The organism is Streptomyces sp. NPDC092045 (assembly GCF_044756005.1).
Classification (GTDB): Bacteria; Actinomycetota; Actinomycetes; order Streptomycetales; family Streptomycetaceae; genus Streptomyces.
In genome coordinates, this window is sequence record NZ_JBIVSC010000004.1 from 368,377 (window position 1) to 383,447 (window position 15,071).

At 72.4% G+C, this 15,071-nt stretch carries 13 protein-coding genes; 12 read left to right on the forward strand and 1 reads right to left on the reverse strand.

From position 1 onward, the window contains the following. Window positions 1-19: 19 nt before the first annotated feature. The 8 genes from recG to mutM all read left to right on the forward strand — a co-directional run bounded on the left by recG (window position 20) and on the right by mutM (window position 7,391). Complete coding sequence (gene recG / locus ACIQKA_RS15115; protein WP_402541182.1) at window positions 20-2,221, forward strand: ATP-dependent DNA helicase RecG; 2,202 nt, start codon at window positions 20-22, stop codon at window positions 2,219-2,221. A 69-nt stretch (window positions 2,222-2,290) separates the two neighbouring features. After that, complete coding sequence (gene rsmD / locus ACIQKA_RS15120; protein WP_383155799.1) at window positions 2,291-2,875, forward strand: 16S rRNA (guanine(966)-N(2))-methyltransferase RsmD; 585 nt, start codon at window positions 2,291-2,293, stop codon at window positions 2,873-2,875. A gap of 26 nt (window positions 2,876-2,901) precedes the next feature. Beyond that, the gene (coaD, locus tag ACIQKA_RS15125; RefSeq protein WP_383155832.1) at window positions 2,902-3,381 is read left to right on the forward strand and encodes a pantetheine-phosphate adenylyltransferase; all 480 of its coding nucleotides are present in this window, start codon (window positions 2,902-2,904) and stop codon (window positions 3,379-3,381) included. 110 nt (window positions 3,382-3,491) lie between these two features. Next, the gene (locus ACIQKA_RS15130; protein WP_383432720.1) at window positions 3,492-4,559 is read left to right on the forward strand and encodes a cell division initiation protein; all 1,068 of its coding nucleotides are present in this window, start codon (window positions 3,492-3,494) and stop codon (window positions 4,557-4,559) included. Between the two features lie 165 nt (window positions 4,560-4,724). Then, window positions 4,725-5,378 carry a YceD family protein gene (locus ACIQKA_RS15135; protein WP_391095955.1) on the forward strand — a complete coding sequence of 218 codons (654 nt, stop codon included), beginning with the start codon at window positions 4,725-4,727 and terminating at the stop codon, window positions 5,376-5,378. A 2-nt stretch (window positions 5,379-5,380) separates the two neighbouring features. After that, on the forward strand, window positions 5,381-5,554 hold the full coding sequence (rpmF, locus tag ACIQKA_RS15140) for a 50S ribosomal protein L32 (RefSeq protein ID WP_015036448.1): 174 nt from the start codon (window positions 5,381-5,383) through the stop codon (window positions 5,552-5,554). A gap of 20 nt (window positions 5,555-5,574) precedes the next feature. Next, a complete protein-coding gene (gene rnc / locus ACIQKA_RS15145) occupies window positions 5,575-6,381 on the forward strand; it encodes a ribonuclease III (RefSeq protein WP_366372209.1) in 807 nt (268 codons plus the stop codon). 146 nt (window positions 6,382-6,527) lie between these two features. Further along, window positions 6,528-7,391 (forward strand): bifunctional DNA-formamidopyrimidine glycosylase/DNA-(apurinic or apyrimidinic site) lyase, encoded by an 864-nt coding sequence (gene mutM / locus ACIQKA_RS15150; RefSeq protein WP_391095858.1) that lies wholly within the window; start codon window positions 6,528-6,530, stop codon window positions 7,389-7,391. A 7-nt stretch (window positions 7,392-7,398) separates the two neighbouring features. Here mutM and ACIQKA_RS15155 read toward each other — a convergent pair whose 3' ends face one another. Further along, a complete protein-coding gene (locus tag ACIQKA_RS15155; protein WP_402541185.1) occupies window positions 7,399-8,409 on the reverse strand; it encodes a CAP domain-containing protein in 1,011 nt (336 codons plus the stop codon). A gap of 182 nt (window positions 8,410-8,591) precedes the next feature. On the opposite strand from ACIQKA_RS15155, the gene ACIQKA_RS15160 reads away from it, so the two are divergent. The 4 genes from ACIQKA_RS15160 (at window position 8,592) to ACIQKA_RS15175 (ending at window position 14,958) form a co-directional block, all read left to right on the forward strand. Then, window positions 8,592-8,873 carry an acylphosphatase gene (locus ACIQKA_RS15160; RefSeq protein WP_383155809.1) on the forward strand — a complete coding sequence of 94 codons (282 nt, stop codon included), beginning with the start codon at window positions 8,592-8,594 and terminating at the stop codon, window positions 8,871-8,873. A 387-nt stretch (window positions 8,874-9,260) separates the two neighbouring features. Next, window positions 9,261-9,479: a hypothetical protein gene (locus tag ACIQKA_RS15165; RefSeq protein WP_030220558.1), complete on the forward strand. Its 219-nt coding sequence runs from the start codon at window positions 9,261-9,263 to the stop codon at window positions 9,477-9,479. A 234-nt stretch (window positions 9,480-9,713) separates the two neighbouring features. Next, window positions 9,714-13,298 carry a chromosome segregation protein SMC gene (gene smc, locus ACIQKA_RS15170; RefSeq protein ID WP_402541188.1) on the forward strand — a complete coding sequence of 1,195 codons (3,585 nt, stop codon included), beginning with the start codon at window positions 9,714-9,716 and terminating at the stop codon, window positions 13,296-13,298. Between the two features lie 226 nt (window positions 13,299-13,524). Beyond that, complete coding sequence (locus tag ACIQKA_RS15175) at window positions 13,525-14,958, forward strand: sugar porter family MFS transporter (protein WP_383155814.1); 1,434 nt, start codon at window positions 13,525-13,527, stop codon at window positions 14,956-14,958. The last annotated feature ends 113 nt before the right edge of the window (window positions 14,959-15,071 follow it).

Below are 15,071 nucleotides of genomic sequence, written 5' to 3' on the forward strand. Positions count from 1 at the left end.
GTCGGTCCCGTGGTGTGCAATGGAACGCGTGCCCGCGCTCGACGAACCACTCAAGAAGTCCCTCGGCCCCGCCACCGCCAAGGTCATGGCCGAGGCGCTCGACCTGCACACGGTCGGGGACCTGCTGCACCACTACCCCCGCCGGTACGCCGAGCGGGGGGAGCTGACCACCCTCTCCGACCTGCCGCTCGACGAGCACGTCACGGTGGTCGCGCAGGTCGCCGACGCCCGCGTGCTGACCTTCAACGGCTCCAAGGGACGCGGCCAGCGCCTCGAAGTGACCATCACCGACGGCAGCGGCCGCCTCCAGCTGGTCTTCTTCGGCAAGGGCGTGCACAAGCCGCACAAGGACCTGCTGCCCGGCACCCGCGCGATGTTCGCCGGCAAGGTCTCGCTCTTCAACCGGCGCCTCCAGCTCGCCCACCCGTCGTACGAACTCCTGCGCGGCGACCGCGAGGAGGCCGTGGACGTCTGGGCCGGGGCCCTCATCCCGATCTACCCGGCCACCACCAAACTGGAGTCCTGGAAGATCGCCAAGGCCGTCGACGCGGTCCTGCCGGGCGTCACCGACGCCGTCGACCCGCTCCCGGACGCCCTGCGCGAGGGCCGCGGCCTCGCCGAACTGCCCGACGCCCTGCGGATGATCCACCGGCCCCGCACCAAGGCCGACATCGCCGCCGCCCGGGAGCGGCTCAAGTGGGACGAGGCCTTCGTCCTCCAGGTCGCCCTCGCCCGCCGCCGGCACGCCGACACCCAGCTGCCCGCCGTCCCCCGGAGGCCCGCCCCCGACGGCATCCTCGGCGCCTTCGACGCCAAACTCCCCTTCACCCTCACCGACGGCCAGCTGAAGGTCTCGAAGGAGATCTTCGACGACCTCGCCACCGACCACCCCATGCACCGCCTCCTCCAGGGCGAGGTCGGCTCGGGCAAGACCATGGTGGCCCTGCGCGCCATGCTCGCCGTCGTCGACTCCGGGGGGCAGGCCGCGATGCTCGCGCCCACCGAGGTCCTCGCCCAGCAGCACCACCGCTCCGTCACCGAGATGATGGGCGAGCTGGCCGAGGGGGGGATGCTCGGCGGCGCGGACCGGGCCACCAAGGTCGTCCTGCTCACCGGCTCCATGGGCGCCGCCGCCCGCCGCCAGGCCCTCCTCGACCTGGTCACCGGCGAGGCCGGGATCGTCATCGGCACGCACGCCCTGATCGAGGACAAGGTCCGGTTCCACGACCTCGGCCTGGTCGTCGTCGACGAGCAGCACCGCTTCGGCGTCGAGCAGCGCGACGCCCTGCGCGGCAAGGGCAAGCAGCCCCCGCACCTCCTCGTCATGACCGCGACGCCCATCCCGCGCACGGTCGCCATGACCGTCTTCGGCGACCTGGAGACCTCCGTCCTCGACCAGCTGCCCGCGGGCCGCTCCCCGATCGCCAGTCACGTCGTCCCCGCCGCCGACAAGCCGCACTTCCTCGCGCGCGCCTGGGAGCGGGTCCGCGAGGAGGTCGAGAACGGGCACCAGGCGTACGTGGTCTGCCCCCGCATCGGGGACGAGGAGGACCGGAAGAAGGCCGCCTCCAAGGCGAAGTCCGCCGAGGGGGACGACGCCGAGAAGCGGCCCCCGCTCGCCGTCCTCGACGTCGCCGAGAAGCTCCGCGCCGGCCCCCTCGCCGGCCTGCGGATCGCCGTCCTGCACGGCCGCATGCACCCGGACGACAAGGACGACGTCATGCGCCGCTTCGCCGCCGGCGACCTCGACGTCCTCGTCGCCACCACCGTCATCGAGGTCGGCGTCAACGTTCCGAACGCCACCGCCATGGTGATCACGGACGCGGACCGCTTCGGCGTCTCCCAGCTCCACCAGCTCCGCGGCCGCGTCGGCCGCGGCTCCGCCCCCGGCCTCTGCCTCCTCGTCACCGAGATGCCCGAGGCGAGCCCCGCCCGGCAGCGCCTCGGCGCCGTCGCCTCCACCCTCGACGGCTTCGAACTCTCCCGCATCGACCTCGAACAGCGGCGCGAGGGCGACGTCCTCGGCCAGGCCCAGTCCGGCGTCCGCTCCTCCCTGCGGGTCCTCACCGTCATCGACGACGAGGAGGTCATCGCCGCCGCCCGCGAGGAGGCCACCGCCCTCGTCCTCGCCGACCCGGACCTCGCCACCCAGCCGGGCCTGCGCACCGCCCTCGACGCCCTCCTCGACAAGGACCGGGAGGAGTACCTGGAGAAGGGCTGACCGCCCACCGGTCCCACCGCGGCCATATCCTGAGACGTACGCACTGGACGACGCAGGACGAGGACACCGATGACCCGCGTGATCGCCGGTACGGCCGGCGGCCGGCGCCTGGCCGTGCCGCCCGGCAACGGCACCCGCCCCACCTCCGACCGGGCGCGCGAGGGCCTCTTCTCCACCTGGGAGGCGCTCCACGGCACCCTCGACGGGACCAGGGTCGCCGACCTGTACGCGGGCTCCGGCGCCGTCGGCCTGGAGGCGCTCTCCCGGGGCGCCGCCCACGCCCTCCTCGTCGAGGCCGACCCCCGCGCCGCCAGGACCATCCGGGACAACGTCCGGGCGATCGGCCTGCCGGGCGCGGAGCTCCGCACCGGCAAGGCCGAGCAGATCGTCACCGGACCGGCCCCCGCCGACCCGTACGACCTGGTCTTCCTCGACCCGCCGTACGCCGTCGGGGACGCGGACCTGCGGGAGATTCTCCTCACACTGCGCGCGGAGGGGTGGCTGAGCGAGGATGCCCTCGTCACCGTGGAGCGCAGCACCCGAGGCGGGGAATTCGGCTGGCCGGCCGGTTTCGAGCCACTGCGGGCCCGTCGTTACGGCGAGGGAACGTTTTGGTACGGTCGCGCCGCCTCTACGTGCGAAGACGCACGATGACCGGACCGGAGAGCGAGGGACCCACGTTGCGCCGCGCCGTCTGTCCGGGGTCATTCGACCCCATCACCAACGGACACCTCGACATCATCGCCCGCGCCTCCAAGCTGTACGACGTCGTACACGTGGCCGTGATGATCAACCAGTCGAAGAAAGGTCTCTTCACGGTCGACGAGCGGATCGAACTGATCCGCGAGGTCACCGCCGACTTCGGCAACGTCGAGGTGGAGTCCTTCCACGGCCTGCTCGTCGACTTCTGCAAGCAGCGCGACATCCCCGCCATCGTCAAGGGCCTGCGCGCGGTCAGCGACTTCGACTACGAGCTCCAGATGGCCCAGATGAACAACGGCCTCTCGGGCGTGGAGACCCTCTTCGTCCCCACCAACCCGACGTACAGCTTCCTCTCCTCCTCGCTGGTCAAGGAGGTGGCGGCCTGGGGCGGAGACGTCTCCCACCTGGTCCCGCCGCTGGTCCTCGGGCAGCTGACCGAGCGGCTCGCGCGGAAGTGACGCGCGGCCACCTCCGCTGACGCTCCGTCACCTGGTGTCGGACGGGCGCCGACTGCCCTTACAGTCGTCCCGTCCTTCTCCAATCGGCTGTAGAGAGTGGCGAGCACCAGGTGGACGTGCAGAAGAAGCTCGACGAGATCGTGGCGACCGTGCAGGGCGCCCGCTCCATGCCCATGTCGGCATCCTGCGTGGTCAACCGCGCCGAGCTGCTCGCCCTGCTGGAAGAGGTGCGGGAGGCCCTGCCCGGCTCCCTCGCCCAGGCCCGGGAGCTGATCGGCGGCCGCGAGCAGATGGTCGAGCAGGCCCGCCAGGAGGCCGAGCGGATCATCGAGGCCGCCCACGCCGAGCGGGGCTCGATCGTCTCCGACTCCCAGGTGGCCCGGGAGTCGCGGGAGGAGGCCGACCGGATCCTCTCCGAGGCCCGCCGCGAGGCCGAGGAGGTCCGCGCCGAGGCCGACGACTACGTCGACTCCAAGCTCGCCAACTTCGAGGTCGTCCTCAACAAGACCATCGGCTCCGTCGACCGGGGCCGCGAGAAGCTCCTCGGCCGCGGCCCGGGGATCGGTCCGGACGGGTACGCCGACGAGGACGGCGCGGACCCGCAGACGCTGATCCACCGGGAGGGCGGGGCCGATGACTTCATCGCCGCCAAGCTGGGCGCCTTCGAGGCGGTCCTCAGCAAGACCCTGGAGGCCGTCGGGCGGGGCCGGCAGAAGCTGCACGGCCGGATCGCCAGCGACGCCCTCGGCGAGCACATGGCCGCCCAGGAGGGGCTCGGCGGCACGGTCCACACCAGCGACGCCGACTACCTGGCCGGCCTCGCGGAGCTCTCCGACCCCGCGCCGGCGCAGACGCCCGCCCCCCAGATCCCGGCGCAGGCCCAGGCGCAGGTCCCGGCCCCGCCGCAGCACCAGCCCGACCCGTACGGGTACCAGCAGCAGGACCCCTACGCGTACCAGCAGGTCCAGCAGCAGCCGGACCCCTACGGGTACCAGCAGCAGGCCGACCCGTACGCCTACCAGCAGCAGGACCCCTACGCGTACCAGCAGCCCGCCCCGCCGGCCCACCAGCCCCAGCAGGCCGCCGCGCTCGACGAGACCAGCTTCTTCGACACGAGCATGATCGACCTGGACCAGCTGCGCCGGTACGAGCAGCAGTACGACCAGGGCCAGCAGTAGGGGAGCGGGCGCGCGCGAAGGGGGCGAAGGGCCCGGATTGGGCCCTGGGCGAAGCGTCCAGTATCCTGGCTCTTCGGTCACGCGTATGCCCGTGACCCGTGCTGCCCACGGCCGGCAGCCCACGAACCTTCCCCGACGCAGAACGATCCGAAAGCAGGAAGAGCCCTGAGCACGCGCCTCGACCACCGCAACCCCCTCGTGTTCGACACGCACGAGCTGGGGCGGCGTCCTGGTGCCCTCCAGCGGATCTCGCGATCGGTCGAGGCCCCCGCGGCCATGGGCGTCGAAGGAGTGATCGGAGTGCCCAAGGGCGCGCCGATCGACATCGATCTCCGTCTTGAGTCGGTCATGGAAGGGGTGCTTGTCACAGGCACCGCCCGTGCGTCGGCCGAGGGGGAGTGCGTAAGGTGTCTGGAGCCCGTCGAGCTGGAGCTCGACGTGGACTTCCAGGAGATGTTCTCGTACCCCGACTCCGACGACCGGGGCCGCTCCAGGGCGGCCGCGGACGACGAGGCCGAGGACGGCGAGGACATGATCCCCCTCGAGGACGGCATGTTCGACCTCGAACCCGTGCTGCGCGATGCGGTGGTGCTCGCACTGCCGATGCAGCCGGTGTGCCGGGAGGACTGTGCGGGTCTGTGTTCCGAATGCGGGACCAACCTGAACGAGAACCCGGACCACCACCACGACGCCGTCGACATCCGTTGGGCGGCACTGCAGGGACTCGCCGGTTCGCTGGGAACCGATGAGAAGGACAACATGAGCGGCAAAGCCTCTGACGGGGACGTCCGAAGCGCCGCCGAGAAGCAGGAGAAGTAGCCGTGGCTGTTCCGAAGCGGAAGATGTCGCGCAGCAACACGCGCCACCGCCGGTCGCAGTGGAAGGCTGCGGTCCCCACCCTGGTTTCGTGTGAGCGTTGCCAGGAGCCGAAGCTGCAGCACATCGCGTGCCCGAGCTGCGGCACCTACAACAAGCGCCAGGTCCTCTCGGTCTGATTGGGCTGGTGAGAGGCGCAATGTCTGAGTCCCGCAAGACGGACGACAAGACGGACCATGCCTCGTCCCACACGCTTCTGGAAGGGCGGCTCGGCTACCGGCTCGAGTCCGCCCTTCTGGTGCGTGCGCTGACCCACCGTTCGTACGCGTACGAGAACGGCGGTCTGCCCACCAACGAGCGCCTGGAGTTCCTCGGGGACTCCGTGCTCGGCCTGGTGGTCACCGACACGCTGTACCGCACCCACCCCGACCTGCCCGAGGGCCAGCTGGCCAAGCTGCGGGCCGCGGTGGTCAACTCTCGTGCGCTGGCGGACGTGGGCCGCGGACTCGAACTCGGCTCCTTCATCCGGCTCGGCCGGGGCGAAGAGGGCACGGGCGGACGGGACAAGGCGTCCATCCTCGCCGACACCCTCGAAGCGGTGATCGGCGCGGTCTATCTCGACCAGGGCCTCGACGCGGCGTCCGAGCTGGTGCACCGGCTCTTCGACCCGCTGATCGAGAAGTCCTCGAACCTCGGTGCCGGCCTGGACTGGAAGACCAGCCTCCAGGAGCTCACCGCGGCCGAGGGCCTGGGCGTCCCGGAGTACCTCGTCTCCGAGGAGGGCCCGGACCACGAGAAGACCTTCACCGCTGCCGCCCGCGTCGGTGGTGTCTCGTACGGCACCGGCACCGGCCGCAGCAAGAAGGAAGCGGAACAGCAGGCGGCGGAGTCCGCGTGGCGCGCGATCCGCGCGGCCGCGGACGAGCGGGTGGCGGCGGCGAAGGCCGCGGCCGAGGCGGGAGCGGTCGCCGACCCCTCTCCTGCCAAGGACCGGGCCTCGGCCTGATCCCTCGTCCCGCTCGTCTTCCGAGCCTTCGGGAAACCCCGCCCCCGGGCGGGGTTTCCGTCTTTCCGCGCCCCGTCCGGACGGCAGTAGGGTGGATCCGGCCGCCCAAGAAGCCGTGAGACGGCGAAGAACTCCGGAGGAACACCGTGCCCGAGCTGCCCGAGGTCGAGGTCGTACGGCGCGGTCTGGAGCGCTGGGTCGCCGGCCGGACCGTGACCGAGGTCGAGGTGCTGCACCCCAGGGCCGTGCGCCGCCACCCGGCGGGCGGCGAGGACTTCGCGGCCCGGCTGAAGGGGCAGCGGGTCGAGGGCGCGCGGCGGCGCGGCAAGTACCTCTGGCTGCCGCTGGCCGACACCGGGACGGCCGTGCTCGGACACCTCGGCATGAGCGGTCAGCTCCTCGTCCGGCCGCACGACGCCGCCGACGAGAAGCACCTGCGGATCCGGGTCCGCTTCGACGACACGGCCGGCACCGAACTCCGCTTCGTCGACCAGCGCACCTTCGGCGGCCTCTCGCTCCACGACCAGAGCCCCGACGGCCTCCCGGACGTCATCGCGCACATCGCCCGCGACCCGCTGGACCCGGAGTTCGACGACGCCGCCTTCCAGGGCGCGCTGCGCCTGCGCCGCACGACGATCAAGCGGGCCCTCCTGGACCAGTCGCTGATCAGCGGCGTCGGCAACATCTACGCCGACGAGGCGCTCTGGCGCTCGCGGCTGCACTACGACCGGCCGACCGCCACCCTGACCCGGCCGCGCTCGGCCGAACTCCTCGGACACATCCGGGACGTGATGAACGAGGCCCTCGCCGTCGGCGGCACCAGCTTCGACAGCCTGTACGTGAACGTCAACGGCGAGTCCGGCTACTTCGACCGCTCCCTGGACGCCTACGGCCGCGAGGACGAGCCCTGCCGCCGCTGCGGCACCCCGATGCGGCGCCGCGCCTGGATGAACCGCTCCAGCTACTTCTGCCCGCGCTGCCAGCGCCCGCCGCGCGTCGTCGCGGTGTGAGCGGGGGTCAGTAGCCGAAGTCCTGCGTCCACCAGGGGCCGCCGGCGCCGAAGTGCACGCCCACGCCCATCGTCTTGAAGTCGCAGTTCAGGATGTTGGCGCGGTGGCCGTCGCTGTTCATCCAGGACTTCATCACTGCCGCCGCGTCCGCCTGGCCGCGGGCTATGTTCTCGCCGGCCAGGGTCGAGACGCCCGCCTGCCGGGCGCGCGCCCACGGGGTGTCCCCGTCGGGGTCCGTGTGGTCGAAGAAGCCGCGGGCGGCCATGTCCGCGCTGAACGCGCCCGCCAGCGAGGCGAGCCGCGCGTCGACGGTCACCGGGGTGCAGCCCACCGTGGCGCGCTCGTCGTTGACCAGGCGCAGGACCTCCGCCTCGGCGGCGCCGCCCCGGTTCGCGGTGGAGGCGGCGGCCTTGCGGGTCGGCGCCTTGACGGTCGGCTTCGGCCGGGGCGCGGGCGCCTCGGTGGTGGGCGCGGCCGAGGTCTTCGGGGCCGCGGGCTCGGGAGCGGCGGGCTTCGCGCCCGCCGTCTTCGCGGGCCGGGGGGCCGCCGTCTTCGCGGTCTTCGGCTTCGCCCCGGCCGACGGGGTCGCGCTCGGCTTCGGCTTCGCGCTCGGCTTCGCATGCGGGGAGGCGGTGGTCTTCGAGGGCTTCGGGCTCGGCTCCGCGCCCGGTTTCGTGCTCTGCTTCGGCGCCGTGGACGACTTCCCAGAGCCAGAACCAGAGCCAGAGCCCGCGCCCGTGGTCGCCGGGCCCGTCGTCCCGCCCTGCGTCGTCAGCTGCGGGGCCTGCCGGGACGCCGACCGCTGCTCGGCCGTGTCGGTGCTGCCGACCGTCAGCACGTCCCCGCCGGGCAGGAGGCCCGAGGCGACCAGGGCCGCGCCGACCGCGACCGCCGCGGAGGCACCGAGCAGACCGGTGCGCACGGGCCGCCTGCGGCGGTCACCCCGGTGCCGGCGGCCCGTACCGGCCGCGTAGTCTTCTGCGGCGGGTGCGGCGCCGGAGCGACGGTGGCGTCCCATTGCTCTGCCCTCCTGCTGGTCTTTCCTGCTGACCTTTGCTGATCTTTGCGGTCGGTACCGTCGAGGTCCGACAGCCGAACGGTGCGCGCCCGAACGGGTGGGACGCGTTCGTCGGGACTGTACGCGAGTGGGAAGCGGGGGGCGATGTGCTCGTCGAACGGGATGCCCGTTAGCGTGCAGCCATGAGCGACGACGTACGGATGACCGCCTGGGTGCGCGGCCGGGTACAGGGAGTGGGCTTCCGCTGGTTCACCAGGGCAAACGCCCTGGAGATCGGCGGCCTGACGGGCTTCGCCCTCAACCTCGACGACGGCCGGGTGCAGGTCGTGGCCGAAGGGGCGCGTGAGAATTGCCACCGTCTGCTCGACTGGCTCCGCTCCGACGACACACCCGGACGCGTGGACGGAGTCACTGAGATCTGGGACACCCCGCGCGGCGGCTACAGCGGATTCGCCATCCGCTGACGATCACTCTCCGAGACCCCTCCCGGTGACCCGCGGGGGTCTCGCGCGAACGCGCCGTAACGGGCGTGTGAAGGGGAAAGCCCCTGGTGGTTGCCAAGAATCGCCCACCGTGGAAGGCTGCCCGATGAGATCGAGCGCGACGCCCCGAAGCGCCGGGTCGAGAGGCGCGACCGCCCCCTGAGCGGCCGTGGACTCCCCGGTCGTCCCTTCGGACGGGGCGTGATCGTGTTGACCGTCAAACTTTTTGGTGAGACTCTGGAAGCCCCGCGCACCTTAGTTGTTTGGCAGTGGAACCGGCACAACAAGTCACTGCCGAACACCGCGGGTGCGAATCCCTCACGACCCACACCGCTTCGGTCGGTCACTCATTGTGGAGGACCATCCATCATGGCAAAGGCGCTTCTCGGTTACGTCGGCGGCTCCGACCCGCGACTCCTCGCCGAGATGCGACGGCTCCAGCAGCGCGTCCAGGACCTCGAATCCGAGCTGGTACGGATCCAGTCCGAGAACGACGCGCTCGCCGCTGCCGCCGCTCAGCACCAGGGAGAGTCGCTGCTCGACAGCATCGACCTCGACGTACCCCAGGCGGAGCCTGCGCTCACCTGACAACCCAGCCCCGAGGGGCCAGGTGGGAAACACACAGGTCGGCGCGGCCGACCGCCACACAGCCGCATATGGAGCTCGACGCATGTCGGCTGAACACGCAAGGGGCGCTTCGGCGTCCCTTCTTGCTTTCACCCGCCGTTTCCCCGGAGTCCCCCATGTCTCCCCCTTCCTCATCCGAGGATCTGCCCTGCACGTTCGCGGGTGAAACGCGCGGGCCCCGGTAGAGTCCCCGACGTGCACCTCAAGGCCCTGACGCTCCGCGGATTCAAGTCGTTCGCCTCGGCCACCACACTGAGGTTCGAACCGGGAATCACCTGTGTCGTGGGCCCCAACGGCTCGGGCAAGTCCAACGTCGTGGACGCCCTCTCCTGGGTCATGGGCGAGCAGGGCGCCAAGTCGCTGCGCGGCGGCAAGATGGAGGACGTCATCTTCGCCGGCACGACCGGGCGCCCCCCGCTCGGCCGCGCCGAGGTCTCGCTGACCATCGACAACTCCGACGGCGCCCTGCCCATCGACTACGCCGAGGTCACCCTCACCCGGATCATGTTCCGCGGCGGCAGCAGCGAGTACCAGATCAACGGCGACACCTGCCGCCTGCTCGACTTCCAGGACCTGCTCTCCGACTCCGGCATCGGACGCGAGATGCACGTCATCGTCGGACAGGGACAGCTCGACTCCGTGCTGCACGCCGACCCGATGGGCCGCCGCGCCTTCATCGAGGAGGCCGCCGGCGTCCTCAAGCACCGCAAGCGGAAAGAGAAGGCGCTGCGGAAGCTCGACGCGATGCAGGCCAACCTCGCGCGCGTGCAGGACCTCACCGACGAACTGCGCCGGCAGCTCAAGCCGCTCGGCCGGCAGGCCGCCGTCGCCCGCCGGGCCGTCGTCATCCAGGCCGACCTGCGCGACGCGCGCCTCCGCCTCCTCGCCGACGACCTCGTCCACCTCAGGGCGGCGCTCACCGCCGAGGTCGCCGACGAAGCGGCCCTCCTCGCCCGCAAGGAGGCCACCGGGACCGCGCTCGAAGCCGCCCTCGCCCGGGAGGCCGCCCTGGAGGCGGAGGCACGCGCGCTCGTGCCCCGCCTGGAACGCGCCCAGCAGACCTGGTACGACCTCTCCCGGCTCGCCGAGCGCGTCCGGGGCACCGTCTCCCTGGCCGACGCACGCGTGAAGAGCGCCACCACCGCACCCCCCGAGGAGCGGCGCGGCCGCGACCCCGAGGACCTGGAGCGCGAGGCGGTCCGCGTCCGCGAGCAGGAGGCCGAACTCGAAGCCGCCCTGGAGGCGGCCGAACGCGCCCTGGAGGACGCCGTCGCCCACCGCTCCGACCTGGAGCGGGCCCTGGCCGACGAGGAACGCCGCCTCAAGGACGCGGCCCGCGCCCTCGCCGACCGGCGCGAGGGCCTGGCCCGTCTCCACGGCCGGGTCGACGCGGCCCGCTCGCGCGCCTCCGCGGCCGGGGCCGAGATCGACCGGCTCGCCGCCGCCCGGGACGAGGCCGCCGAACGGGCCGCCGCCGCCCAGGAGGAGTACGAACGGCTCAAGGACGAGGTCGACGGCCTCGACGCGGAGGACACCGGGCACGCCGAACGGCACGAGGCCGCCCGCCGCGGGCTCGCCGGGGCCGAGGCGGCCCTGGGCGCCGCCCGCGAGGCACTCGACACCGCCGAGCGACGCCGCGCCGCGACCCGCGCCCGCCACGACACCCTCGCCCTCGGACTGCGCCGCAAGGACGGCACCGGCGCCCTGCTCGCCGCCGGACTCACCGGCCTCCTCGGCCCGGCGGCCGACCTCCTCACGATCACCCCCGGGTACGAGGTCCCCGTCGCCGCCGCCCTCGGCACGGCGGCCGACGCGGTCGCCGCCGGGCCCGCCGCCGCCGTCGAGGCCCTCCGCCTACTGCGCAAGCAGGACGCGGGCCGCGCCTCCCTGCTCCTCACCGGGGCCCAGGAGCCGGACCACGACCCGGACCACGACCCCGACCACGACCGGGGACCCGGCCCGGTGGGCCCCGCGCCCGGCGGACACCCGTACGCCGCCGATCTCGTCCGGGGCCCCGCCGACCTCATGGGCGCCGTCCGCCGGCTCCTCGCCGGCGTCGTCGTGGTCGACGACCTGGACGAGGCCGCGGACCTGGTCAGGACCCGGCCCGCGCTGACCGCCGTCACCGCCGAGGGCGACCTGCTCGGCGCGCACCTCGCGCACGGCGGCTCCGCCGGCGCCCCCAGCCTCCTCGAAGTCCAGGCCGCCGTCACCGAGGCCGCCGCCGAGCTCGACGAACTCGGCGCGCGGTGCGAGGAGTTGGCCGCCGCCCGGGAGGAGGCCGACGAGCGCCGCCGCGCCGCCGCCGCGCTCGTCGAGGAACTCGACGCCCGACGCCGTACCGCCGAGCGCGAGAAGTCCGCCGTCGCCCAGCGGCTCGGCCGGCTCGCCGGGCAGGCCAGGGGAGCGGCGGGGGAGGCCGAGCGGGCCGCCGCGGCCGCCGCCCGCGCCCAGGAGGCCCTGGAGCGGGCGACCGCCGACGCCGAGGAGCTGGCCGAACGGCTCCTGGTGGCCGAGGAGGCCGCCGCGGACGAGGGCGGGGACGAGGAGCCCGAGACCTCGGCGCGCGACCGGCTCGCGGCCGACGGCTCCCGGGCGCGCCAGACCGAGATGGACGCCCGGCTCCAGGTCCGTACCCACGAGGAGCGGGTCCGGGGGCTCGCCGGACGGGCCGACTCCCTCGACCGGGCCGCCCGCGCGGAACGGGAGGCACGCGCGCGTGCCGAGCGGCGCCGGGTCCGGCTCCGCCACGAGGCGGAGGTCGCCGGCGCGGTCGCCGCCGGGGCCCGCACGCTCCTGGCCCACGTCGAGGTCTCGCTCTCCCGCGCCGAACGGGAGCGGGCGGTCGCCGAGGCGGCCAGGGCCGACCGGGAGCGGGGGCTCACGGCGGCCAGGGCCCGGGGCCGGGACCTCAAGGCCGAGCTGGACAAGCTGACCGACTCCGTCCACCGGGGCGAGGTCCTCGGTGCCGAGAAGCGGCTGCGGATCGAGCAGCTGGAGACGAAGGCCCTGGAGGAGTTCGGCGTCGGGGCGGCCGCCCTGGTGGCCGAGTACGGCCCCGACCAGCCCGTCCCCCCGCCGCCCGTGGTCGAGGGGGAGGAGGGCGGGGAGCCCGCCGGGCCCCGGCCGTTCGTCCGTTCGGAGCAGGAGAAGCGGCTGAAGGCCGCCGAGCGGGCCCACCACCGGCTCGGCAAGGTGAATCCGCTGGCCCTGGAGGAGTTCGCGGCCCTGGAGGAGCGGCACAAGTTCCTCTCGGAGCAGCTGGAGGACCTGCGGAAGACCCGGGCCGACCTGCTTCAGGTCGTGAAGGAGGTCGACCTGCGGGTCGAGCAGGTCTTCACCGAGGCGTACCGGGACACGGCCCGCGAGTTCGAGGGCGTCTTCTCGCGCCTCTTCCCGGGCGGCGAGGGCCGTCTCGTCCTCACCGACCCGGACGACATGCTCACCACCGGCGTCGAGGTGGAGGCCCGCCCGCCGGGCAAGAAGGTCAAGCGGCTCTCGCTGCTCTCCGGCGGCGAGCGCTCGCTGACGGCCGTGGCGCTGCTCGTCTCCATCTTCAAGGCCAGGCCCAGCCCGTTCTACGTGATGGACGAGGTCGAGGCGGCGCTCGACGACACCAACCTCCAGCGGCTGATCCGGATCATGCAGGAGCTCCAGGAGTCCTCGCAGCTGATCGTGATCACGCACCAGAAGCGGACCATGGAGGTCGCGGACGCGCTGTACGGCGTTTCCATGCAGGGCGACGGGGTATCCAAGGTCATCAGCCAAAGGCTGCGTTAGCGGATCCGTGTCCGACCACCGTCGAGACGTCTTCAAGAGTTGAACTTAAAGGGTGCATCCCTGGCCTCAAATTCACAGGAGGGGAACCCTTGACTTCGAAACTTGAAGGCATAGTCTCTGCAACGTTGCTTTTACCTTCAAGTGGTGGGCGGCGCGAAGTTGTGCGCCACTTGAAGGGCTCGCCCCCCACGCCCCGACAACGCTGCCGGAGCATCCAGGAGTCCATGTGACCAGCACTGAGCCGGCGTCCACGCCGCCCCCCTCCGAAGGCCGCGCCGCCCACCCGGACCACCTCGGTCACGTCATCTTCATCACGGCCTCCGCCGCGATGGGCGGTTTCCTCTTCGGCTACGACAGCTCCGTCATCAACGGAGCCGTGGAAGCGATCCGCCACCGGTACGACATCGGTTCCGGCACCCTCGCCCAGGTCATCGCCATCGCCCTGATCGGCTGTGCCATCGGCGCCGCCACCGCCGGCCGGATCGCCGACCGCATCGGCCGCATCCGCTGCATGCAGATCGCCGCCGTCCTCTTCACCGTCAGCGCCGTCGGCTCGGCCCTGCCCTTCGCCCTCTGGGACCTCGCCTTCTGGCGGATCATCGGCGGCTTCGCCATCGGCATGGCCTCCGTCATCGGCCCCGCCTACATCGCCGAGGTCGCCCCCGCCGCGTACCGGGGCCGCCTCGGCTCCTTCCAGCAGGCCGCCATCGTCATCGGCATCGCCATCTCCCAGCTGGTCAACTACGGCATCCTCCAGCTCGCCGACGGCGACCAGCGCGGCAAGATCGGCGGCCTGGAGGCCTGGCAGTGGATGCTCGGCGTGATGGTCGTCCCCGCCCTCCTCTACGGCCTGCTCTCCTTCGCGATCCCCGAGTCCCCCCGCTTCCTGATCTCCGTCGGCAGGATCGACAAGGCCAAGGAGGTCCTCGCCGAGGTCGAGGGCAAGGAGGTGAACCTGGACCACCGGGTGAACGAGATCGAGCAGGCCATGCGCCGCGAGCACAAGTCGACCTTCTGGGACCTGTTCGTCACCGGCAGCCGCTTCAAGCTCCTGCCCATCGTCTGGGTCGGCATCGGCCTCTCGGTCTTCCAGCAGCTCGTCGGCATCAACGTCGCGTTCTACTACTCCGCGACCCTCTGGCAGTCCGTCGGCATCGACCCGTCCAGCTCGTTCTTCTACTCGTTCACCACGTCGATCATCAACATCATCGGCACCGTGATCGCGATGGTCCTGGTCGACCGCGTCGGCCGCAGGCCGCTCGCCCTCGTCGGCTCCGCCGGCATGGCGATCGCCCTCGCCTTCGAGGCCTGGGCCTTCTCCGCCGACCTCGTCGACGGCAAGCTGCCCAACACCCAGGGCGTCGTGGCCCTCGTCGCCGCCCACGTCTTCGTGCTCTTCTTCGCCCTCTCGTGGGGCGTGGTGGTCTGGGTCTTCCTCGGCGAGATGTTCCCCAACCGGATCCGCGCCGCCGCCCTCGGCGTCGCCGCCTCCGCCCAGTGGATCGCCAACTGGGCCATCACCGCCAGCTTCCCGTCCCTCGCGGACTGGAACCTCTCCGGCACCTACATCATCTACACGGTCTTCGCCGTGCTCTCGATCCCCTTCGTGCTCCGGTACGTCAAGGAGACCAAGGGCAAGGCGCTGGAGGAGATGGGCTAGGGGCCCGCCCGGCGGACCGGGGCCGGAAGGCCCCGCCCCCGCCGTCCCTCCCCCGTCCGTCGAGACCGCCCCGGTCCGAGGCCCGCGCCCCGGACCGGGGCGGTTCCCGTGCG

Bases quoted from the DNA above. Each gene is read 5' to 3' on its own strand.
- ACIQKA_RS15165 (WP_030220558.1), top strand. From the start codon at position 9,261: ATGGCAAAGGCGCTTCTCGGTTACGTCGGCGGCTCCGACCCGCGACTC.
- ACIQKA_RS15155 (WP_402541185.1), bottom strand. From the start codon at position 8,409: ATGGGACGCCACCGTCGCTCCGGCGCCGCACCCGCCGCAGAAGACTAC.
- ACIQKA_RS15160 (WP_383155809.1), top strand. From the start codon at position 8,592: ATGAGCGACGACGTACGGATGACCGCCTGGGTGCGCGGCCGGGTACAG.
- rsmD (WP_383155799.1), top strand. From the start codon at position 2,291: ATGACCCGCGTGATCGCCGGTACGGCCGGCGGCCGGCGCCTGGCCGTG.
- rnc (WP_366372209.1), top strand. From the start codon at position 5,575: ATGTCTGAGTCCCGCAAGACGGACGACAAGACGGACCATGCCTCGTCC.
- recG (WP_402541182.1), top strand. From the start codon at position 20: ATGGAACGCGTGCCCGCGCTCGACGAACCACTCAAGAAGTCCCTCGGC.